Raw genomic sequence first — 21,261 nt, forward strand, 5'->3', positions numbered from 1 at the left:
CAACAGCGCGCGGCGGTCAGCCGACGCGCTCTTCGCGCCACAGGCCCAGCGCGTCCTGCACCGGGCGGTCCGAATAACTGAAGAGCGTGGCGTCTTCCAGCGCGGCAAGTTGCACCGGCATCCAGGACGGCGCCACGAACACATCGCGCGGGCCAAAATGAAATTCCTGGTCGCCAATGCGCGCGGTGCCCCGGCCCTCGACGACGCTGTAGACCGTCGAGTCGGTCGTGCGTGTGGTCTTGCCCTGAAAGCCCGCCGGCAGAAACTGCATGAACGTGGCCATCGTGGGCATGGGATAGCCGCCCGTGGCCGGGTTCAGGTAGCGCAGCTTCACGCCGTCCCACGGGTCGAGTTCACCGTGCCGGTAAAGCGCATCCAGCGCTTCGCGGCTGCGCTCGTAGGGATAGTTGAAGATCGGCGACGTGCCGCTGGAAACCTGATGCCGCACGGGCGCCATGTTGTGGCCAAAGCGCGCCATGCTGTCGCCTTCGGGGCGCGTGACGGGCTGCGTGGCGGACGGGTAGTTCTCTGCAAAGCCCGCGTCCAGAAAGCGCAGTAGCGGAATATCCAGGCCATCCAGCCAGACCACCGGTTCGCCGCCTTCGACGGTTTCCGCATTGCCGTGGTCATGCCAGGTCCATGACGGCGTGATGATGAAGTCGCCGGGGTGCATCGTCGTGCGCTCGCCGTTGACGGCGGTGTAGGCGCCGCGGCCTTCCACGATGAAGCGCAGGGCCGACTGCGTGTGGCGATGGCTCGGCGCGATCTCGCCGGGCAGGATGAGCTGCAGGCCCGCGTACAGGCTCTGCGTGATGCTGGCTTGGCCCGGCAGACCTGGGTTTTCCAGAATCAGCACCCGGCGCACGGCTTCTTCCGCCGTGATCAGCGACCCCGACGCCATGACGTCGTCGCGCACGTCGTCGTATTTCCAAAGGGCCGGCACGCAGCGCGGCGCGGGCTGGCGCGGCACCAGGTTGTGCAGCGACTCCCACAGGGGCGCCATGTGTTTCTTGGCGATGCGCGCGTAATAGAGGGCGCGGTCCGTGGCAGCGCTATCCGCGCCGGTGGGCTGACCGTCGTGCATGGTTGTCTCCTGTATGTCCGGCTAATGCTGGCTTCTACGGGCGGCCGCCGCGTGAGTTCGCGGCTGGTCCTGATATGGAGACGATTATGCGAGAAGGAGCTATGCGGTTTGAAATGAAATTATCTTATTATCCATACCAATAACCATATACATACGAGACAAACCTCCCACCAAGAGGGCCTGCATGGACTGGACCCACCGCCTGCGGCTGCGCAATCTCAAGATGCTGCTCAGCCTGGCCCAGACCCGCAACATCAGCCACTCGGCCGCCATGCTCAACACGACGCAGCCGGGCCTGTCGAAATGGCTGAAGGATCTGGAAGATGATATTGGACTACCGCTCTTCGAGCGCCACGCGCGCGGCCTGCGCCCCACGCCGCACGGCGACGTGCTGATCGCACATGCCCAGCGCGTGGAATCGCAACTGGATCGCGCCAGCGCCGACATGGCCGCGCTGCGCGAGGGCGGCGGCGGACGCGTGGTGATCGGGGCATCCGGCGCGTCGGCGTCCGACACCGTGCCGCTGGCGGTCATGAAGCTGCTTGAGCGCATGCCGCAGGCGCGGGTCAAGCTGGTGGAGGGCACGACGGATCGCCTGCTGGCGCAACTGGCGCAAGGGGATCTGGACATCGTCGTGGGGCGCTCGGCGCCCGAGCATCACGACCCGGCGATCCGCTTCGAGGCGCTTTATCTGGAGCCCATCCACCTCGTGGCGCGGCCCCGCCATCCGCTATTCGCGGTGGAGCAGCCAAGCTGGCAGGATCTGCTGTCCTATCGCTGGATTCTGTGGCCCAAAGGCACGCCCATCCGCAACGCCGTAGACGCCGCGCTCGCCGCGGCGGGACAGGCGCCGCCACCCGACCACGTGGAGTCGAACTCGGTGACGGTCAACCTGACCCTCATCAACAACAGCGACATGATCGGCGTCGCGTCACACCGCGCCGCGCTGCGGTTCTCGCAGATGCGCGCAATGCGCATCATCCCCGTCCGGCTGTCAGGGTTCGGCTCGGTGGCGATGTACTGGCGCGAGGATGCATTCCGGCCGGTGGCGGTCGAGGAGGCGATGGCGGCGCTACGAAACACCGTGGCCGAGCACGCGCCGGGAGTAACCCGGCTATGACACCCGCGCCCGCCTCCGGCCTGAATGCCCTGATCGAACAGTGCCAGAGGCTGGAGGCGGCGCTGACCGCAGGCAAGGACCCGGGGACGGCCGCGTCGATGCACCGGTTCGTGGCGGAAATGGAAGCGGAAGAAGGCCGCGCGCCGCCCGGAACCTGGTCGCCGCTGGTGCTATCCGTGCTGGTGATGGCGGGCGGATTGGGCGTCGGCATCGAGCTGCTGAGCCTGCTGCTGCGATTCGTGGGGCCAGCAATGGCGGCGTTTGCGCTGGTGGCGGTGTGCGCGGGAACCGCGCTCGCGCTGTCGATCGGGATGGTGCTGATGATGGCCGGGCGAGTGCAGGGCGTGGTGCTGCTGAAGCGGGTCTGTATCGGGTTGATTGTTGTGGGGAGCTTTGGCGGGATCGCCTGGACGCAGGGCGACGTCAGGGCCGTGGGACCCGTGGTCGCGGTGCTTGGCGGGCTGGGGGCCTGGCTGGTGATGAATTCTTCGGGGTTTTATGTGTTTGTGGGGTATCGGGTGGCGTTGCGGTGTTTGGCTCGGAGGGGATAACGATCACGCGTCGTCTGTGTAGCGCTTGAAAGGCGCCGCGCAACGCGCGGCATGTCCTAGCGCCCAAGCGCTTCCGGCGGTGGCGGCGCACCGCGCACGTTGAAGACTCGGCACACCGCGTACCAGCACAACGCGGAGAACAGGTTGTAGGGAAAGAGCACGAGCCACATGGGCAACAGCCAGTTCTTCTTGCCTTGCAGCTCGCCCGGTTCGCCCGTGCGCCAAGGCGCGTAGTGGCGCCAGGCTTCGGCTGGGGTCATGCAGATACGGTGAAGCGGGGCATACCACCAGTTGGGCTCGCCTGGAGGGGGCAACCTGTCGGGGCCTTCTTCCATGAACTGCCGGATGTACCCCCACACCTGCGCGACGTATCTTGGGTCTGGATCACTGCTGTTGTTACTGTCGACCCAGAGGACGATGCGGTCTTTTTCTTGATCGGCGGCAGGCTTGGGGCCGAAGGCGAGGGCGAAGTTGGTGGAAAATCCAGCGCCGCCAAATTCATTGCGCACGAATACGCCGCCCTCAGTTTGCGTCCAGTCAAACTGGATAAGGGTCTTGTTGCGCAGATAAATGACTTTCTTGAGCTTTCGGTTGAAGTAGAAATTAGTCAAGCGCTTGATCAAAAAAATTCGGTACCAAAGAAATGGGGCAAGGACAAAAGAACTGATGATCACTATAAAAGCCAAGTAGTAATCAAGTGGGTGCTCAAATGCGAATATTTCTGAGCCTGTCCAGATATACGTGTTGACGCAGAGGAGAACCATAGTCAGCGATGTGTACATCTTTGCCATGAAAACGGAATCGCCAATCCATGGGTTTCGCAACGTCAATACATTGCAATCAGCACTGACAAACTGATCATGAATTGCCGGGACGATGCCTGCTTTTCGTTCTCGAGAATAGGTCCAGGTAATTGCCATCGTTCAGCGCTCCAATACAAACTTCGCAGGGGCTTCGGCGTCCTCGTCGAGGCCTTCGTTAGGTTTAAAGATGACATCCAAAATTAAGTTCGAGTAGGTCCGCATGTCATTCTTGAAATGTGCGATCAGCCCTCTCTCGACGATATGAATTGTCGGTTCGCCAGCGATAGAGACTTTGTTTTGATCGGACAGCGATACGCTAAGCTCGTATTTCCAATCACTTTGTCCCAGGACGTAGTCAGGCAGCAAAATCGTAAATTCCGCTACGCTCGGTTCTTCAGGCACGGAGTTCGTTGTGATCTTTCCCCAGTTGGGCATTCTCCATGCGGTGTCGTCGTGCCAACGGCTGTCTACACCAGGTACTCCAAAGGCTCGAGCTTGTTCCTCATCTAATAAAGCCGGCGCAAAGAAAGCGGCATACCAACTCTTGATTTCCTCGCTCACGCTGGAATACGGGGGCAGCTTTTTGCGCTGGTCCAACGTGATGTTTTCTCGCTTCTCTCCGTCGTTTTCGAGCGTTCCGAATATGCTTCGCGCAGCCCATAGCTCAATTGGTCGATGGACACGAGCTTTCGCTTGGGAATGTAGCGCCAAGCCGCCAGCGAGAATTCCTGCCCCAATCAGTGCGATTGCTGCCGCTGCCCAACCCGCTAGCGGGATAACAGCGGTGGGGCCAGCAATAGCAAGGGCTCCTTCCATAATCGCGGCCGAGCCGACTACGACAGCAAGGCCGCCAGTTGCCGTCAGGGCTGCGGCGACCCAGTCGCCGTTTGCTCGCTGCCGATGTGCCTTGAATAAATCGGGGATCAATCCGAACGCTATTGCCGGATAGCCCGTCAGTCGGGTGAACAGATTGCTGCTAATCAAGCGGAGAAATCCATTGCCAAAGGCGAAGCCGGGCGCAGTCGCACTGACTCGCAACATAATGACCTTGTGAGAGGCCCGCGCGCTGACCAGTACCGCCGCTGCGGCGCCCGCCAACCCGAAAATTGCGGACGCGAAGCCAGCCGCGTATTCGAAAGACGGATCGCTCAGCATGTAGGCGTAGGCGGACTTAATGTTCACGATGTTGAACCAGAGCATTCCAACGTTTAGCGCTCCTCCGCCCGTCGTGTTGAGCAGCGATGCAACATTCGGCTTCACACGCCGCGTCAGAGTTTCCTGGATGGTCACCGTGCGTCTGCCGTGGACTCGAACCTTCTTTATCTCCTCGACGTTCGCCATGCCAGACTTGATGAGCCTGTCGAATTCTCTGCTAAAGGCATCCGTGCGCACAGCCTCGTTGGTGATACGGTAGCGACCGTTCAGCAAGCCCATGGCCTTGCTTGCGTTGGCCTCTTCAGCGGCGGCAAGTACCTGCTGCCGCAGGGTGCGGCTGGCATCCCAGCGGGTCTTTCCGCGCATGCGTTTAAGCACCACGGTGGTCACCGTTTGTGCTGTCAGGTCCGTGACGCCCGCTGTGGCGGGAAAGCGTCCCGCCAGATCCTCAATGATGTAATCCGCGGCGCCCAGCAAGGACCCTACCGCATCGGCTTTTTCCTTGAAGGGGTTGAATGGCGCCAACGCCGTGTAGATCGGGCTGTCATCCTTGTCGAGCCACGCATTCAACCGCATGAAACGAGGGTCGTCGTCCTCGGTGCCGGGCAACGATTGGCTCATGGGATGAATCAGCATGGACAGGGACACTTCCAGCCCTATCGCTGATATTCGGTTGTTGCGATCGTATGCGGTCAGAGCCACCGCCAGGCTGTTCGGATCGTTCTCATGTGCGTTTTCGGCAGTGGCAAGCCACTGATCATGATCTTCGCTGGCCTTGGCCACGATGGCGTGGAGATGTCCCAGTCGGCTCTCCACCTCATCGCGCTCGGCCAGGAACCGCTGGTACATGGCCTTGTCGAGACGCTTTCCTAAGCACAAAGTGCTCTCTTGTGTTGGCGTCGAAGCGTTCAAGTTCGTGAGGGCGCAGCATCAGCACATCCGTCTTACCGCCAACATATCCGGAGACCTCCCGGTCCACGCGGCGCCAGTCGTGAACTGGACCCCAACTGGCGCGCCAAAGCAAGGCGCTGATCGGGCCGAGCCACGCATCCCGCTGGTCGTTGTCCAACGCCTCCAGCCAGGCGGCAAGGTGATGCGGCTGGACGTTGAGGGTGGCTTCGCCCTCACAAGGCAGGTCAAGTTGCACCAGACCCCTGAGGTGTGCCGACAGAGCGCCGAGATCGGCCGCCGAACCGATGACAATCGCGCCGCCCGCGGGCGCCCAGTGTGTGAGCGCCTGATTCATCAGCCCAGGCTGGTTCGTTGCGTCAACCAGCAGCGGGCCACGGTCAAACTGTTCATCCAGTGACGTGCCTTGCCAGACCCAGGCATGCCAGGGCAGGGGATCGAACTCCTTCACCATATCCAATGCTCCCGGCGCATACGCCGGGCGATATTCGCCCTCTTGCGGGACAGGGCGGTAGGCCCAGTTTTGTAATGGCACCGTCATCAGCAACAGATACCGAAATGGCGTGCGGGCAAGTGCGTTCTGCGTGATGTCCTTGCCCAGGGATGTGACCCAACGCGGCGCTTTGGGCAGAGTCATCGCGCAAGCCCCCCGATGCAGCGGCAATCCTCCAACGGGCAGGTGCCGTCCGGACGGCGTCCGCATAGGCGATCGATGGGCTTGCCGATCGCGGGTTCACCCGGGATGGAAAACGGGTTGCTCGCGCCACCCCCCTTCTGACTCATCGGCCCCTTGATCAAAATAGCGACCCCATCAAGCGTGATTCCAGACCCATCGATACGTATCGTGCCGCCAGGCCCCTTGATGGTCAGGCTCTCCGCCGCCTGCACCTCATAAACCTTCGTGCGCTGCCGAATCGCTTGCCCCGCCTGCAGTTCCGAATGCCCCTCGACCGTATGCTCCTGATGTCCGCCGATATTCACCCAATGATTCGCCGCAGTCTTGTCGCGGCGGTTGTTGCCCACTTCTTCAGTGCGGTCCTTGGTGGTGTAGATGGTGTGGTTACGCCCCACTGTTAAAAAGTCATCTCGCCCGATGTCGTGCCGCCGGTCCTGGCCGATGTTCACCTGCTCATCGTTCCCAACGGTCTCCTTGCGGTCGTGGCCGATGGTGATGGTTTCATCGTTTTCAACCTGCTCGCTGCGGTCATGTCCCACAAACGTGGTTTCGTCGTTGTTGACGTGGATGTTCTGGTCTTTCTGCGCGTGGACGTAGATCTCCTCCTGGTCCTTCTCGTCCTCGAAGCGCAGTTCGTTGTATCCCTCGCCCTTGTGCGTCTTGCTCTTGATCGTCATCCGCGTCTTGTGGCGCGGCAGTTCGTAGGGCGGCAATTGCAGGCGGTTGTAGACGCGGCCGGTGATCACGGGCTGGTCGGGGTCGCCGTCGAAATGCGAGACGATGACCTCTTGTCCAATACGCGGGATGGCGATGTGGCCCCACGTCGCCCCGGCGATGTTCTGCGAGACGCGGATCCAGCAGGAGCTGAACTCATCCTGCTTGCCCAGGCGGTCCCACGGAAACTGGACCTTCACGCGGCCATATTCATCGGTATAGATTTCTTCATTGGGCGGGCCGACGACGACGGCGTTCTGCGGTCCATCGATGTGTGGCCGGGACAGCGGCTCGGCGCGCCATTCGGCGTCGTCCGGCACCAGCTCAGCCTCGTACTGGTAGTGGGTTCCCAGCGCGGCCTCCGTGCTTTCCTCGGCTTGGCTGGTGTGTTGTGTGCCGCGGTGGACGATGCGGACCGGGCGCCAGCCGCGGTTCATGTCTTCGCGGGGATGACCGGCCAGCGTGAATGAAATGCCCGGCTGCAAGCGCGGGTCATCGCCTTCGACCCGTGCGATGCGCGCATCCTGCCGGTGCCCGCGCAGGCGGTTCTCGGCGAAGGGCTTGCCGGCCTCGTCGAACTTGGCGCGTGCCGGATAGTCGTAGCGCTCGTAGCGGCGGCCTTGATGGTCAAGGTCCTGGCCGTCGCGGCTGTGCTGGTGGGTGTATCGCGGATTGTGGAACGTGTAGTCGCGCTGCGTCTGGCGCGCAGTGCGCACGTTTTCGATATAGGCGAATCGCCGCAATGCGGGCTGCGGTTGGTCGCCACCGGGGGTGGGGTTGTACTGCACCGGTTCATCACCGACGCGGCCATGGATGAACAGGCGGTCGCTGTGGACCAATTGATGGCCCTCGGCGGTATGGCGAAAGGAATAGAAGAAGCCTTCCTCGCGCATGATGCGCTCGACGAAGTGGTAATCGGTGTCACCGGCCTGCACGCAGTATTCACGCGCCTGATGCTCGGTAGTGCTGCGTTGCTCGTAATCCTGGGTAAGCCCATGCGCCTTGAGCACAGTCTCGGCGATCTGCGGAACAGTGACCGCCTGAAAGATGCGCCAATCCGAACTGAGCTTGAGACGCGCCAGACGCGGCTCGACGACGGCCGAGTAGCGCGTACGGCGAAACCCCGTGTCGCCTTGCACGAACGACGAGACGGCGCCGTGCACGTAGCGCACGGGCGCCGAGCCGTGCCAGATCGTGAGCAAGGCGGCCCGGTCCAGCACCGTGCCGAAGTCGATGGCGGCGTTGGCGCTGGCAAGGTCTACGTCAAGCAGGAAGGTCTCGGAAAGCCCTTCCTGCAGCGTGAACTCAACGACTTCGAAGGACTCGCCGCCAATGGAAAACGTAAAGCGCAGATCGGATTGCGTGGGCATGATGTCTTTATCTCAATTCGTAGCGAGTCGGGTCACTGCTTGAGAATGCTCTCTAGCGAATCCAGCACCATCTGTGTGGCAGCGCCAAGTTTCAGGGAGAAGTACATATACGCGCCGACAATAACGACCGCCGCCACCGCCCAAGGGGTCCACAGCGGCCATTGCCGGTGAAGCTTGCGGCGCAGCCGGGCTATGTTCGCGGGTGCGTCCACCAGCCGCTCTGGCGCGTCTCCTCGCAGTTGGCGCAATTGCTCGTGAAGCTTGGTGATGATGGCGTTGAGCATGTCCTTGTTGTTGTGCTGCTGGCCATACTTTCCCTGGTAACCCAGGCACAGGCACAGATACTTGAACTCAAGCGCATCACGGTATTTGGCTGCATCCATCTGCATTCGGGCCAACACCGTGAAGAACTTTTCGCCGCCCCAGGTTTCGTTGTGGTGGTAGCTGAGCAGTGACCGGCCCTTCCAGCGCGATCCCACACCCCACGGCGTGGCCATCACCGCCTCGTCGATGAACGCACACAAGGCGTAGCGAAATGACAACTGCGTCGCCCCGTCGTAGCCAAGCTGCCGCACCTCTTCGGATAAAGCGGTGATGTGGTCGCGGACGTTCTCGTAGAGCCGGCTGACATCTTCTTGCGGCAGGTCCATCATGCGGCGAAGGCGCATCACCAGGCCGAAGAGCGGCTGGGCGATGTCTACCAGCGGATTGATGCTATGACCGCGCAATTGAAACCGCAGGTCCTCGTCCGCGTTGATGCGGAAGACGCCGTCGTATAGGACACGTTCGGGGTCATGCACAACGGGTTCGCGCGGCGCGCGCATGAAATCGTCGGGCACGGCGGGCAGGGCGGAACGCTTGGAAGGATTGTCGATACGGTCGTTGCCGACCAACACGGTTTGGCTCATCTCATTGACTCCGAATGGCCCAGAACTGCAAGTCCAGCTCTGGGAAGTCGCCGGTGATGTGGAAGCCGAAGCCGGTTGACCCTTGTGGCATCAAGCGCTGCCAATGGGGATGCGACCGGTCGAGCTGGAAGTAGGTGAAACCGGCATGGAACGGCAGATGGCGGGGTGCGACGGGTAACGTCATCAACGGAACCCCCGGCAATTGCAGGCGGATCAGCTCCTGCAGCAGCTGATGCGACGCCACCTTGGCCTGACGCACGAACTGTTGCCGCATCTGTTCCAAGGGCATGCGCGCGCGGACCGCCAGGATGAAGTCGGCGCTCTGCAACAAGCTGGGGTCGTGGATCTGCGCGGTGTACACGCCGTGACCCTGCATGTCCAAGGGCAGCGACACGGCGCGTGGCTGCAACACGGTGCTGAGCACGCGGCGCAGCGTCTCCTTCAGCATGCGGAACGAGGTCTGCGGCGAGTCGTGCTGATAGGCGGGGTAGTCCTGCGGCAACCGGCCCTCGTCGGTGAAGGTGGTGAGTTCGCCGCACGCCTGACCGCAGGCCAGATACGCATCGACCGGACGCACATCCGCATCACGGGCCAGATGGCGGAACAGGTGTTGCCATCGGTTCAGCGCCTGCAACAGGTTGAAGTCGGTGATGTCCGCGACCCCGGATTGGCCAGGAGACCCGATCCGGTGAGCGATGCTTTTCGCGCGCTCGTGCATCAGCGCGGCGATTTCTTCCATGAAATGCGCCAGCGGACGGATGGCCTGCAAATACATGCCCGTGATGTGAAAGTCGCTGTCCAGAAGCAGGCTGCCGTCGGGGCGCCGATCAAGAATGCGGCTGAGCGCCAAGCCGGTGAAGGCGCTGCGGTCGTCGCGGTCCAGCGCCAGTTGCAGGTTGGGCACGGCCAAGGCGATGGGTGTGTGATTGCCTTGATGGCTATGGGTATCGCGGATGTCTTCGGTGCGATGGATGTAGCGCGTGTTCCCCAGCATATCGGGCCAACGCACCTCGGAAATTCCGTCCGAACGCAGCGGCAAGGTCAGGTAAACCGTCTGGTTGGCGGCGGTTGCGTCAAGAATCGACAGGGGTTCGGGTGGCGGCTGGTCGTGCGGAATGTTGAAGGCGGTGCCGTCGGGCATGATGCCGCGGGCGCGCACGATGGAGATCTTGCCGAACGACAGAAACTCCTGATTCAGCTCCAGTTCGGAAAATCCATAGCAGTACCGGCTGCCCATGCGCACATTGATGTAGTGCTCAAGGTATCGGTCGGTCTGCTGGAAATGCTGGGGTTTGACGAATTGCCCTTCGCCCCAAACGACGGGATTGCGGCTGGTCATGGCTATTTTCTCGCTTGGTTGCGGGCGCGTTGAGTGACCTTTTCTGGCCGGTAGTGTTCGTCGGTGATGGCAACGCGCGTGTCTTGCAAGGTCACCAGCAAAGCGTATTTGCGGCTTCTCGGTTCCACACGGAAGATGTCGTACCAGCGGTCGGCGTTGGGCGCGTTGAAGGCGGCCACGACGGCGACGTAATGGGTGTCTTCGTCCAGGTCGTGATAGTTGATGAACTTGAACTGACCGGGTGCGAGCATGTAGTCGTCGGCCGTGATGTACGTGCTTCCGAGCGCCTTCTTGGGAGCACTGCGGACCAGATCGGGATCGGCGTTTTCCAGCAGCGAATCGTCCTTGAGCTGAATCACGCGAAATGCAATCGGCGTGGCGTTGACATGATTCTGGGCGGCAAGCGCGGCGGCGGGGGCCAACGGAACGCCATCGCGATATTGGCCCAGCGCCACACCCTCGCCGTGGCTGCCCGCGGTATCGCCAGACGCATCGCCAGCCGCGGAGGCCGAGCCTTGCGCGGTTTCACCTTGGCGTAGTTGCCACGGCACCGGAAAGGGAGCCCGGCTCGTCGCCACGCTGGCCGCCCGCAGCCGGTCAAACGCGGGGCTAACGGCGATGGAACGAGGCTTGAAAACCTTGGTGAAGGCGGGTCTGACCGACGTGCTTGAGCCGTCTTCAGAGTCCTGTGCCGGCGAGGCCTCCTGATGCAGGTGCTCAAGCAACGCGTGCAAGCTGTGGACCAGGTCTTCGCGGGATTCGCCATGCACATTGACGGTGAACGCGCGTTCATCTGGCGCCGCGGGATCCGGATCCACGTCCGGCTCGGCAACGGGATTCGGATTCACGTCCTTGGCGGCGTACAGACTCAACGCCACCTGCGTGGGCTGATCCTCGGGCGGACCCACCTGAATGCCGGGATCCATCAGGACCTGACCCGTCTTGGTGAGCACGTTGCCCACGGTGCTGCAGCCGGACAGCAACGCCGCGCCGCACAGCAGTGCAACGGTTGGCCTCATGGCGCTTCCTTGCGCAGCGCCTGGTCGTAGGCCTGGTCAAAGACCTCCCAGAACAGCTTGTCGAAACCCTGTTGCCGGCTGGATTTCAGCTCGTCGTAGTAATGCCGGTACATCTGCCAGGCCCAGTCTCCGGGCAGTGCCTCGGGGTGCTGGCCGGACCGGTAGCGGGAAAAGCGGCGTTCGAGCTGATCGGGCGCGAATGCTTGCAAGAGGGCATTGAGTCCCGCGGCCACGGCCTCGATCATCGCCCGATGCTGTTCGCCAATCTGCTCAAGCGATTCTTCGACCGCGGCAGTGGGAGACAGGTGAACCATGCTGCGATCGCGGGAGAAGAGCGCGCGCACGGTTTCGGGATAGGACTGCGCAAGTCGCAGCGGGTTGTCTTCGATGGGCTGCAGGGTGCGTTTGGCCAACGCCATTCCTTGGCCTTCCGGCGCGCGGTTCAGTGCGGCGAGTCCGCGAATGAGCGCGGCCAGGGTGGTGCCAGCCTCGAACAGCAAAGTGTGAGCGGCGTGCGGGTCCAAAGCGCCCACCGGCGCGCCCAGACCCTCGACCAGGGGCGCCACCAGGCCCGCTGCATCGCCACGTTGATTGAACTGTTCCTGGATCCATTGCGCGGATGCGCCAGGGGCTGCAGAAGAGGGGGGGTGTCCCGACATGGGGGGATCTCCGAAGGCATGCAAAGGGGAGCCGGAAACGGCTTCGAATCGGGTGGTGGACAAATCGGCCTGTGCGGCCAACTGGGTTTGCCCGTAGTGCCGGGAATCCAGCACAGCCGCGTTGCCGGATAAGGCTGAATCCGCGCGGCCGGCCTCTTCGAGTGCGAGCAAGGGGTCAAGCCGGCCTTGCGATGAGGGCTCGGACAAGGCGTTGAACTCGTGCCAACCGCGCTCGGGCGACAGGTTTGGCGCAGGAACGCCATCGCGCTCATGGGGCAGGCCTTCGATAGGCTCGTTCGACGTACCCAGCAGTTCGGCCACATCATGTTCAGCCAGATGCCGGGCAGGGTCAGGCAGGGTGTATGCCTCGTCATCCAGGTTGACGGTCAGGCGGTAGGGGCCGACATGGAGGATGTCTCCCCCGCGAAGCTGGACGCTGACGAGCGAGCCCAGCGGGCCCATCTGGTCGTTCACGCGCGTCTGGCCGCTGCGGTCAATGACGAAGTAGCGGCCGTCTTCATGGCGGATTTCGCAGTGAATGGATTGCACGCCGCCGGACCGGTCATGCAGGATCCAGTCCGCCCCGTGGGCGCCGATCGTGCCGCCAGCGGTGTCAAACATGCAACGTGGCTGGCTGCCCTTTTGCAGGGCTTGGGGATTGTCGACGACCAGGGCGAGGCGAGGAGTGGAAGATGTCGGATTCATGTACGCAGGGAAACTCTGACGGGCGGCGGAAGGGTTGTGGCCGGCTGTTCAAGAAAGCTGGTCCACCCCAATTGAGTGCCGTCGGCGTGCCGAAGATTGAAGGGAGGGACTTCGTCCTGACGCAGGCCAAGTTCGAGGTCACAGGGCACCGGGTCGCGGAGCAGAAACACGACGAGCTGGCGCAGGCGCTCGAAGTTCTCGCCTTCCGGCAGGAACTCACGGAAGCGCGACTGGCTCAGGCCCGATATCACGATGACGAAGCTGCAGTGCCGCGTGCGGACGCTGTCGCCGATCTGGAAGCTTTCGCTAAGCTGGCCGTTGTTTCGGCCCAGCCGGATCCGATCGGATTCGTCGATAACCGCGTAGCGCAGCTCGAAGTCGCGAATCTGCACGTCCTTCAGGTCGAAGCAATGCGCGATCAGTCCGGCCAGCATGGTGGGCGAGCGGCTGCGCAGAACCACGGCGCCGGCAAAGCTCAGCAGGCGGCTCCAGGCGATGGGCGTGTCACCCCGGGTCGCGTCGTGCTTCAGGCCGATAAGCGCGAAGATCCGGCGCGAGAACTGGTCGTCCGCGCCACGCCGAAAGCGGATGTAATACCGATACTTGCGCCACGCTTGATGCAGCAGCGTCAACAGGCGGTGATTGAAGAAATCCAGAAACGCCGGGCGGATGCCGACGCCTTGGCCGGCCTCGTAGGCCAGGCGATCAAGGTAATAGCTGGGCAGGGGAGAATCCGTGCCGTGCATGCCGAAGAACGTTGCCTGCACGCGGTACTGATGCGGAACGTGATCGTCCAGGCGTTCGGCCAGCGCGACGTCAGACGCCGGAAAGCCCAGGCCGGCGTGGTTGCCGAGGAGAACGCGCTGGTGGTCTGCATCGAAGCTGTCGGGCGATTCCAGATCGTCCTCGTGCAGCGCGTGCAGGCGTTCCAGAAGGCAGAAGAAGTCATGCCTCTTGGCCTCGGCCAACAGGGTGTCGCTCAGATCAGGGGCTGCGTACCGCTGCGCATGGGCCATGCGTAGTGCTCCTGATTGGTGGTGTTGATCGCTTCCAGCACGTGGAACGAAGACAGGCTGGCGTACAACGACAGGAAGTGGCTGAGCACCGTTCCAAAGAGGTACAGATCGCCTTCGCAGGCGAAGCCTTCCTGGTCCAGCTTCAAGAGGGTGCGGGTGCCTCGAATCGGCAAGCCCTTGTACATCCGGTCAATGGGTTTGCTGACGACTTCCTGCAGGCCGTCCAGGCGCTTTTTTGTCGTCCTGGCGCGCTGAATGTCGTGATGCGCCGAGAAGTCGTAATTGCCGATGATCGCTTTCAGGGGTTCGGCCGACAGCAATGACAGGTAAGTCGGCGACAGGTTGGAGATCAGGCTCCAATGCAGATCGCCATCCAGAACCGGACGGTACGGCGGCGTGGGTGTGGTCAGGTTCTTGAAGCGAACAAACGCGGGGGTGTCCCGCAATCCCTCTCGGATATCTCCAACGCCCAACGCCAGCGGATAATCGCGGTTGGTGCAGGTCAGCGCGAGCGACACCGTCTCTTCCCGCCCGATGTAGTGGTGATCGTCCCCCCGCACGAATGCGATGCGGTGCTCGACGCCGGAATCGACCAGGGATGAGGACAATCGCGTGCGGTAATACAGCGTGGTCCGGCCACGTTCATGTTCGATCTGATGGCGCAGGGACTCGAAGGGCTCGTAGGTGCGTAGCCATTCCCCGGGTTGGGCGCTGTCGCCGTTCTTCCACCCATCGACTTTGTCGATGCTGAAGATCTCGTACGCATCGGCCCGCTGGCCGCCCGGCATGAGACGGTGTTCGGCGGCCTTACCGGTCAGGCGGATGGGCTCGGCATCGTGTTCGAACAGGTTGACCGCCGGCGTGCAGTACAGCGCGATATCTCCCTTGCGCACGCGCACGTCCGACGGCATGGGCCGGCTGAAGTGAAATTCGAGGCGCACGCCTGTCGTGGGCTGGTCCGGCCAGAGCCCGAGCAGATGCGTCAGGGAAAAGAAGTAGAAGCGCCGGGGAAAGAGAAAGTATTCCTGGAGGATGCGGTATCCATCCATGGCGTTCTTGGGATACGGCAGCAGTGCGGCGTCGGATTGGAACCCCGGAAAACCAATCTGGTTGACCGGTATGTGACGAACCACGCCTGAGGATTCCAGGCGGATCTCGCTCAGGTACTTCGCCAGCCACAGGTAGAGCGTCTGCGCCGTGTAGTCGCTGCCGCTCAGGTAGAACTCGAGTTTGTCGCAGCCAAAGGTGTTGGGCGGATTCTGGCTCAGGGTGGCCAGGTCGACGCGGACAATCGACTTCTCCAGCGAATGGCCGTCATTGACGTCCGCGATCTCCAACGGGAATATCGAGACGTCCTGGCAGGTACGGAATTGGCACTGCACGCCGTCCACGGGGCGCGACTGGATACTGGTGCCGCGTGGCACGGTCTGGCGGCCGGTGATGGAATGGTCGGTGGGCTCGAACTGCATGATGGTGGCGCTGGGCAACGGCCGCAGGTAGTTGGGCCACAGCATTTGCAGCAGTGAGTGGGTCAGCTCAGGAAAATCGTCCTCGATCTTGAGGCGCAGTTTTGCCGTCAGGAAGGCAAAGCCTTCCATCAGGCGCTCCACGTCGGGGTCCGTCGCCTCCTCACCCAGAAACGGCGCCAACTGCGGGTTGTTGCGTGCGAAGACGCGCCGCAAGCGGCGCAGGTAGTCCAGTTCCTCGCGGAATTTTCCCTTCAGTGGCATCCGGTCAGCCTCCCTTGGCTTCGTACTAGGTCACCCTGACCTGTCGGCCTTGATGGTGAAAGAGCAGGCTGATTTCCACCTGCTCTTCCAGGTTGTTCACCGGCACCCGGCAGACCAGCCGAAAGCCGAGATTCAACGATGCATCCGTCCCGGGCAGCGGTCTGACCTCGACAACGCGCGCGCGGGGCTCGTACTCGGCCACCGCGGCATGAATGTCCAGGCAGGCCTGTCGACGCAGGTCCACGGCGCCGATCGCCGCGTCGTTCAGATCGCGCAACCCCAAACCAGGGCTGCTCTGCGAGCTGCCCTGGCGGGAATTGAGGATCCATTCCAATTGGCGCTTGATGGCGCGGATACGCTCGGCCGCCATTTCCTGGCGGGTGCGATTGCGCCGTGGCGGAAGGTCTGGATCGAGGCGTTCGAACAGACTTCCGCGCCCTGGGGACCGGGGCATGGCTCAGCTCCCTCAGTCCTTGTCCAGGCGGCCGACCAGCGACAGTTCGAAGCTGGCGCCCATGTACTTGAAATGCGGGCGAACCGACAGCGCGACCTGATACCAGCCAGGATTGCCGGCGACGTCTTGCACGACGACCCGGGCGGCACGCAGCGGACGGCGGCTTCGGACGTCGCTGGTGGGGCTTTCCTGGTCGGCGACATACTGGCGCAGCCAGTTGTTGAGTTCGCGCTCCAGGTCCTGGCGTTCCTTCCAGCTACCGATCTGCTCGCGCTGCAGCACCTTGATGTAGTGCGCCAGGCGGTTGATGATGAACATGTACGGAAGCTGCGTGCCCAGCATGTAGTTGGTCTGCGCGGCCAGGCCTTCGGGCGTTTTCTGGAACACCTTGGGCTTTTGCACCGAGTTGGCCGAGAAGAACGCGGCGTTGTCGCTGTCTTTGCGCATGGTCAGCGGAATGAAGCCTTCGCTGGACAGTTCGAACTCCTTGCGGTCGGAGACCAGGACTTCCGTGGGGATCTTGGCTTGCAACTGTCCCAACGACTCGAACAGGTGCATCGGCAGATCTTCCACTGCGCCGCCGGACTGCGGGCCGATGATGTTCGGACACCAGCGGAACTTGGCGAAACTGTTGGTGACCCGGCTGCCCATCAGGAATGCCGTGTTGCCCCACAGGTAGTTGCGGTGGTCGCCATCGATGGCTTCTTCGTAGGCGAAGCTGCGCACGGGGTTTTCCAGCGGATCGTACGGCTGGCGCAGCAGGTAGCGCGGCATGGTCAGGCCCAGGTAGCGCGAGTCTTCGGATTCACGCAGGCTGCGCCACTTGGCAAAGCGCGGGCCTTCGAAAATGTCTTTGACTTCCTTCAGGTTGGGCAGCTCTTCGAAGGATTCCAGATTGAGCATTTCGGGTCCGGCCGCGCCAAGGAAGGGCGCGTGCGCCATGGCGCCGACGGACGCGAGGTAGCCCAGAAGCTTGATGTCGGGCGCGGAGGGACCGAAGTTGTAGTTGCCGATCATGCAGCCGATCGGCTGGCCGCCGAACTGGCCGTAGCCCGCCGTGTACACGTGCTTGTACAAGCCGCTGCGGGTAATGTCGGCAGCGCTTTCAAAGTCTTCCAGCAGCTCGTCCTTGGTGACCGGAACGAACACGACCTGGATATTTTCCCGGAAGTCGGTGCGCTGCACGAAGTCGAACAATGCGCGCCAGATGGATTCAAGCTGCTGAAATTCCGGCTGATGAAGGATGGCATCCATCTGCTTGCTGAGCTTGCGGTCGATCGCGGCGAGCATCTGGTCCACCAGTTGCTTGTTGATCGGCTGCTCGCGGGAGTCCGACTTGAGCATCTCGGACACGAATGCGGCGACACCGCGCTCGGCAACCGCATAGCCTTCCTGGCTGGGCTCGATGCGGGTCTGGGCCATGATCTGCGCCAGCAGTCCACCCGGAGGCGGGCTGCTGGCATGTTCTTGAATCTTGGCAGTTTGGGCTTTGGTCATCGGTGCGTCCTTGAAAACCTGAAGAGAGAGGTTGAGACGGGGCCGGGCGTCACGCCTGCGGCGCCGCCAGGAGTTGATCGAGTTCCTGGGCCAGCTTGCCGCGCGCGCTGTCGTCACCAAGCAGGGTCTGGATCTGCTTGCGGAACGCCGGGATGTTGCCCATGGGTCCCTTCAGCGCCACCAGCGCTTCGCGCAGTTCCAGCAGGCTCTTCAATTCGGGGACTTGGCGGGCGATGGCGTCAGGACCGAAGTCCTTGATGTTCTTGAATTGCAGGTTGACGCTGAGCGTGTCGCTTTCGCTGCCTTCTTCGAGCGTGGCCGGGACGTCGACTTTCAGGCTCAGGCCGGCTTCGGCCATGACTTCGTTGAAGGTGTCCTTATTGATCTGGACAGCAGGGCGATCTTCCAACGGGGTTTCGTCGGCATGCCCCTTGAAATCTCCGAGCACCATTACTTTCAGCGGGAGTTCGATTTCTTCCTGCTCGTCGCCTGTCGCGGGGATGTAGCGGATATTGATCCGCTCTTTCGGTGCAACTGAACCAACTTTCGATGCCATGGGTCACTCCTTATAGATATTCGAGCCATTTACGCGTCCGTCCCGCAAGGCATGACAGGCCGCCCCGATCAAAAACGGAATATCAGGTCTTCTGGCAAGGTTTCGAAAAATCAAACGACGCTAGCGCATGGTGAGATGAAGCAAAAAAAGCTGCCTATTCTGATGCGCGATTCAAAGCTTCGAACATATGAAAAGTTCGAAAATCTAATCGGATTGATCGGATTCATATTGAAAATATGAGCGGTCATAAGAAATGAAAGACAGATAACCGATATTCGAATTAGTCCGATTGATACTTGTCTGTGGCTATGGTTTCTTAATGCGCTTGTTTTCTGTAGCGCTTAAACAATAAATGGTGAGAAAACCCATGGCCACGAGGAAAATCCGGCATGATTTCCATTGATCTGTCCGCACTGCTAGACCGGTTGCACGCGGTGGCGCGGCACGCGCTGGAGGAAGCCGGCAGTCTCTGCATCCGCCAGCATGGGGCAGAGGTCACGGTTGCCCACTTGCTATACCAGTTCATGGATCAACCGAAATGCGACGTGCGCTGCATTTTGGCAAACACGGAATTGGATCCGGATGCATTGCGCGAGGCGCTTGCCAGCACGTTTCCTAAACTCGACGCAGGGCCAGGGTACGCATACCCCTCGTTCTCGCCATTGCTGCTTGAGTTGATGCAGGACGCCTGGTTACTGAGCTCGGTGGAATTGGCGCAAACCGAAATCCGAACTGGAGCGCTGCTGTTGGCCGCGTTGTCGAACCCGGCCCGCTACCTGCCCTTTCCCACAATCCGGTTATTCGAATCCATTAATCGCGAGACACTGCGCAAGCGTTTTCGCGAATTGCTGGCCGGTTCCTCGGAAGCCCCGGTTTTAGAGGATCCATCGCCAAACCAATCGGCGGCAGCAGCTTCCGACAGCGCATTGAGCAAATACGGACACGATTTCACAGCCCAGGCGCGCGCGGGCACCATCGACCCGGTTCTGTGCCGGGATGCCGAAATCGACTTGATGATCGACATTCTTTCGCGCCGCCGCAAAAACAACCCGATTGTGGTGGGTGAAGCAGGCGTGGGAAAAAGTGCTGTTGTCGAGGGTCTGGCACGGCGCATCGTCGAGCAACGCGTTCCCGAGCCGCTGCGCGATGTGACGTTGTGGGGGCTGGATCTAGGCGCCCTGCAAGCCGGCGCCTCTGTCAAAGGGGAATTCGAGAAGCGCCTGAAGGCGGTCATCGACGAGGTCAAGCACGCGGCCAAGCCGATCATCCTGTTTATCGACGAGGCGCACACCTTGATCGGGGCCGGCAACGCGGCAGGCGGTAGCGACGCGGCGAACCTCTTGAAGCCTGCTCTTGCGCGCGGCGAGCTACGCACGATCGCCGCCACGACCTGGTCCGAATACAAAAAGTATTTCGAAAAAGATCCCGCGCTGACACGGCGCTTTCAACTGGTGAAACTGGATGCGCCCAGCGTGGAGCAGGCCGTGCACATCCTGCGCGGCCTGCGCGGCGTTTATGAAGACGCTCATCAGGTCTACATCGCCGATGATGCCCTGAAGGCTGCTGCAGCGCTTTCGGCACGTTACCTGTCGGGCCGGCAATTGCCGGACAAGGCGATCGACGTTCTGGACACTGCCTGCGCCCGGGTTGCAACGGCGCTGGCCGAGTCACCGCGAAGCCTCGCGTCGCTGGAAAGCGAACTGCGGCAGGTTGATGCCGAGGCCGACCAGCTATGGCGGGATGCTCGTGCCGGACGACCGCCGGAAACCGCCAGGCTGGCCGCGCTGGACGTGACGCGGCAGCAGATTCGGGATTCCATCGAACAGTTGCAGGCCGCCTGGCAGCAGCAGAAGGCGCTGATAGACCAGATCAACTTGCTACGCGCGGGCGAGACCCAGGAAGACACGTCGTTGCGGCTGGAAGCGCTGGTCGCGCAATTGGCTGACCTTCAACGCAACGGCGCCCTGTTGCACGCGGACGTGGGCGCCCAGCAGATTGCGCAGGTGATTGCGGACTGGACCGGGATTCCCGCCGCCACCCTCAGCAGCGATCAGTTCCATCGGCTGGACAAGCTGCCCGAGACGCTAAGGCTCCGCGTCAAGGGACAGAACGCCGCGATCGACACGGTGCATCGCCGGTTGCTGACAGCCATGGCCGATCTGCGGCGGCCCGGCACTCCCATGGGCGCGTTCCTGCTGGTGGGGCCGAGTGGGGTGGGAAAAACAGAGACGGGCTTGGCCGTCGCAGACGCGCTTTTTGGCGGCGAGCAGTTTCTGACCACCATCAATATGTCGGAATACCAAGAGAAGCACACCGTATCGCGGTTGCTGGGCGCCCCGCCGGGATATGTCGGATACGGAGAAGGCGGTGTACTGACCGAGGCCATTCGTAAAAGGCCGTACTCCGTGGTGCTGCTGGACGAAGTCGAGAAAGCGCATCCCGAGGTGCTGAACATCTTCTATCAGGCCTTCGACAAAGGCGAGCTTGCCGACGGCGAAGGGCGCCGCATCGACTGCCAGAACGTGCTGTTCTTCCTGACATCCAATCTGGGCTTCGATCAAGACGGCGGTCCGCTTACCGACCTCGGCAGCGAGGCGCTGCGCGAACATCTTGCTAAATTTTTCAAGCCGGCGCTATTGGCGCGCATGCAGGTCGTGCCGTTCTGCTATCTCGACGAGGCCACGCTTGCCGAAATCGTCGAAAGCCGTCTGCAGCGCATCGAAAGGCAGTTTAGCGACCGCTACAACGCGCCATTGACGATCGAGGCGTCTGCGCGAGATGAATTGCGCGCACGTTGCCTGCGTCATCAGAACGGCGCGCGGTTGCTGGATGCCAGCATTGACGGCGACATGCTGCCGCCGTTGTCGCTGGCGGTGCTGAAGTGTCTGGCCAGCGGGCAGCGATTCCGGCGTTCCACTATCAGTTGGAACGGTGCTGCCTTCGACGCCGTGGTGGAGTAAGTGCAATGTCTTTGAGTGCCCAAGGCGCCGCAGCGC

Annotated in this window: 17 protein-coding genes; 3 read left to right on the plus strand and 14 right to left on the minus strand. The window is 61.8% G+C overall.

Annotation, left to right across the window (positions count from 1 at the left end; genetic code table 11):
• Positions 1–16: 16 nt before the first annotated feature.
• A complete protein-coding gene (gtdA, locus tag AC6LJW_RS22790) occupies positions 17–1,084 on the minus strand; it encodes a gentisate 1,2-dioxygenase (RefSeq protein ID WP_498088317.1) in 1,068 nt (355 codons plus the stop codon).
• A 184-nt stretch (positions 1,085–1,268) separates the two neighbouring features.
• On the opposite strand from gtdA, the gene AC6LJW_RS22795 reads away from it, so the two are divergent.
• Both AC6LJW_RS22795 and AC6LJW_RS22800 read left to right on the plus strand, forming a co-directional pair.
• Positions 1,269–2,204 carry a LysR family transcriptional regulator gene (locus AC6LJW_RS22795; RefSeq protein ID WP_056559673.1) on the plus strand — a complete coding sequence of 312 codons (936 nt, stop codon included), beginning with the start codon at positions 1,269–1,271 and terminating at the stop codon, positions 2,202–2,204.
• Complete coding sequence (locus AC6LJW_RS22800) at positions 2,201–2,755, plus strand: hypothetical protein (protein WP_498088318.1); 555 nt, start codon at positions 2,201–2,203, stop codon at positions 2,753–2,755. Before AC6LJW_RS22795 ends, AC6LJW_RS22800 begins: the two co-directional genes overlap by 4 nt.
• A gap of 56 nt (positions 2,756–2,811) precedes the next feature.
• On the opposite strand, the gene AC6LJW_RS22805 is transcribed toward AC6LJW_RS22800, so the two are convergent.
• Genes AC6LJW_RS22805 through tssB form a run of 13 tightly spaced genes read right to left on the minus strand, consistent with a single transcriptional unit; the run spans position 2,812 to position 18,265 of the window.
• Positions 2,812–3,675 (minus strand): DUF6708 domain-containing protein, encoded by an 864-nt coding sequence (locus AC6LJW_RS22805; protein ID WP_498088319.1) that lies wholly within the window; start codon positions 3,673–3,675, stop codon positions 2,812–2,814.
• Positions 3,676–3,678: 3 nt separating this feature from the next.
• Complete coding sequence (locus AC6LJW_RS22810) at positions 3,679–5,562, minus strand: T6SS effector BTH_I2691 family protein (RefSeq protein ID WP_498088320.1); 1,884 nt, start codon at positions 5,560–5,562, stop codon at positions 3,679–3,681.
• Positions 5,531–6,259 carry a DUF4123 domain-containing protein gene (locus AC6LJW_RS22815; RefSeq protein WP_498088321.1) on the minus strand — a complete coding sequence of 243 codons (729 nt, stop codon included), beginning with the start codon at positions 6,257–6,259 and terminating at the stop codon, positions 5,531–5,533. The genes AC6LJW_RS22810 and AC6LJW_RS22815 overlap by 32 nt, the downstream gene beginning before the upstream one ends.
• Complete coding sequence (locus tag AC6LJW_RS22820; RefSeq protein ID WP_498088322.1) at positions 6,256–8,382, minus strand: type VI secretion system Vgr family protein; 2,127 nt, start codon at positions 8,380–8,382, stop codon at positions 6,256–6,258. The genes AC6LJW_RS22815 and AC6LJW_RS22820 overlap by 4 nt, the downstream gene beginning before the upstream one ends.
• A gap of 32 nt (positions 8,383–8,414) precedes the next feature.
• Positions 8,415–9,290 carry a type IVB secretion system protein IcmH/DotU gene (gene icmH / locus AC6LJW_RS22825; protein WP_498088323.1) on the minus strand — a complete coding sequence of 292 codons (876 nt, stop codon included), beginning with the start codon at positions 9,288–9,290 and terminating at the stop codon, positions 8,415–8,417.
• A 1-nt stretch (position 9,291) separates the two neighbouring features.
• On the minus strand, positions 9,292–10,629 hold the full coding sequence (tssK, locus tag AC6LJW_RS22830; protein ID WP_498088324.1) for a type VI secretion system baseplate subunit TssK: 1,338 nt from the start codon (positions 10,627–10,629) through the stop codon (positions 9,292–9,294).
• 2 nt (positions 10,630–10,631) lie between these two features.
• On the minus strand, positions 10,632–11,648 hold the full coding sequence (tssJ, locus tag AC6LJW_RS22835) for a type VI secretion system lipoprotein TssJ (protein ID WP_498088325.1): 1,017 nt from the start codon (positions 11,646–11,648) through the stop codon (positions 10,632–10,634).
• On the minus strand, positions 11,645–13,012 hold the full coding sequence (tagH, locus tag AC6LJW_RS22840; protein ID WP_498088326.1) for a type VI secretion system-associated FHA domain protein TagH: 1,368 nt from the start codon (positions 13,010–13,012) through the stop codon (positions 11,645–11,647). The genes tssJ and tagH overlap by 4 nt, the downstream gene beginning before the upstream one ends.
• Positions 13,009–14,028 carry a type VI secretion system baseplate subunit TssG gene (tssG, locus tag AC6LJW_RS22845; protein ID WP_498088327.1) on the minus strand — a complete coding sequence of 340 codons (1,020 nt, stop codon included), beginning with the start codon at positions 14,026–14,028 and terminating at the stop codon, positions 13,009–13,011. The genes tagH and tssG overlap by 4 nt, the downstream gene beginning before the upstream one ends.
• A complete protein-coding gene (gene tssF / locus AC6LJW_RS22850) occupies positions 13,992–15,758 on the minus strand; it encodes a type VI secretion system baseplate subunit TssF (RefSeq protein WP_498088328.1) in 1,767 nt (588 codons plus the stop codon). Before tssF ends, tssG begins: the two co-directional genes overlap by 37 nt.
• Positions 15,759–15,783: 25 nt before the next feature.
• Positions 15,784–16,212 (minus strand): type VI secretion system baseplate subunit TssE, encoded by a 429-nt coding sequence (tssE, locus tag AC6LJW_RS22855; protein WP_498088329.1) that lies wholly within the window; start codon positions 16,210–16,212, stop codon positions 15,784–15,786.
• Between the two features lie 12 nt (positions 16,213–16,224).
• The gene (gene tssC, locus AC6LJW_RS22860) at positions 16,225–17,709 is read right to left on the minus strand and encodes a type VI secretion system contractile sheath large subunit (protein ID WP_498088330.1); all 1,485 of its coding nucleotides are present in this window, start codon (positions 17,707–17,709) and stop codon (positions 16,225–16,227) included.
• A 49-nt stretch (positions 17,710–17,758) separates the two neighbouring features.
• The gene (tssB, locus tag AC6LJW_RS22865) at positions 17,759–18,265 is read right to left on the minus strand and encodes a type VI secretion system contractile sheath small subunit (RefSeq protein WP_105240884.1); all 507 of its coding nucleotides are present in this window, start codon (positions 18,263–18,265) and stop codon (positions 17,759–17,761) included.
• A 389-nt stretch (positions 18,266–18,654) separates the two neighbouring features.
• On the opposite strand from tssB, the gene tssH reads away from it, so the two are divergent.
• Complete coding sequence (gene tssH / locus AC6LJW_RS22870) at positions 18,655–21,225, plus strand: type VI secretion system ATPase TssH (protein ID WP_498088331.1); 2,571 nt, start codon at positions 18,655–18,657, stop codon at positions 21,223–21,225.
• Positions 21,226–21,261 lie beyond the last annotated feature (36 nt).

This window comes from Achromobacter sp. 1012554356, assembly GCF_059760815.1.

What these genes read in the sequence shown, in the direction of transcription:
- gtdA (WP_498088317.1), bottom strand. Translation starts at nt 1,084, where the DNA reads ATGCACGACGGTCAGCCCACCGGCGCGGATAGCGCTGCCACGGACCGC.
- tagH (WP_498088326.1), bottom strand. Translation starts at nt 13,012, where the DNA reads ATGAATCCGACATCTTCCACTCCTCGCCTCGCCCTGGTCGTCGACAAT.
- AC6LJW_RS22820 (WP_498088322.1), bottom strand. Translation starts at nt 8,382, where the DNA reads ATGCCCACGCAATCCGATCTGCGCTTTACGTTTTCCATTGGCGGCGAG.
- icmH (WP_498088323.1), bottom strand. Translation starts at nt 9,290, where the DNA reads ATGAGCCAAACCGTGTTGGTCGGCAACGACCGTATCGACAATCCTTCC.
- AC6LJW_RS22805 (WP_498088319.1), bottom strand. Translation starts at nt 3,675, where the DNA reads ATGGCAATTACCTGGACCTATTCTCGAGAACGAAAAGCAGGCATCGTC.
- AC6LJW_RS22800 (WP_498088318.1), top strand. Translation starts at nt 2,201, where the DNA reads ATGACACCCGCGCCCGCCTCCGGCCTGAATGCCCTGATCGAACAGTGC.
- tssH (WP_498088331.1), top strand. Translation starts at nt 18,655, where the DNA reads ATGATTTCCATTGATCTGTCCGCACTGCTAGACCGGTTGCACGCGGTG.
- tssK (WP_498088324.1), bottom strand. Translation starts at nt 10,629, where the DNA reads ATGACCAGCCGCAATCCCGTCGTTTGGGGCGAAGGGCAATTCGTCAAA.
- AC6LJW_RS22815 (WP_498088321.1), bottom strand. Translation starts at nt 6,259, where the DNA reads ATGACTCTGCCCAAAGCGCCGCGTTGGGTCACATCCCTGGGCAAGGAC.
- tssJ (WP_498088325.1), bottom strand. Translation starts at nt 11,648, where the DNA reads ATGAGGCCAACCGTTGCACTGCTGTGCGGCGCGGCGTTGCTGTCCGGC.
- AC6LJW_RS22810 (WP_498088320.1), bottom strand. Translation starts at nt 5,562, where the DNA reads ATGTACCAGCGGTTCCTGGCCGAGCGCGATGAGGTGGAGAGCCGACTG.
- tssE (WP_498088329.1), bottom strand. Translation starts at nt 16,212, where the DNA reads ATGCCCCGGTCCCCAGGGCGCGGAAGTCTGTTCGAACGCCTCGATCCA.
- tssF (WP_498088328.1), bottom strand. Translation starts at nt 15,758, where the DNA reads ATGCCACTGAAGGGAAAATTCCGCGAGGAACTGGACTACCTGCGCCGC.
- tssG (WP_498088327.1), bottom strand. Translation starts at nt 14,028, where the DNA reads ATGGCCCATGCGCAGCGGTACGCAGCCCCTGATCTGAGCGACACCCTG.
- tssB (WP_105240884.1), bottom strand. Translation starts at nt 18,265, where the DNA reads ATGGCATCGAAAGTTGGTTCAGTTGCACCGAAAGAGCGGATCAATATC.
- AC6LJW_RS22795 (WP_056559673.1), top strand. Translation starts at nt 1,269, where the DNA reads ATGGACTGGACCCACCGCCTGCGGCTGCGCAATCTCAAGATGCTGCTC.
- tssC (WP_498088330.1), bottom strand. Translation starts at nt 17,709, where the DNA reads ATGACCAAAGCCCAAACTGCCAAGATTCAAGAACATGCCAGCAGCCCG.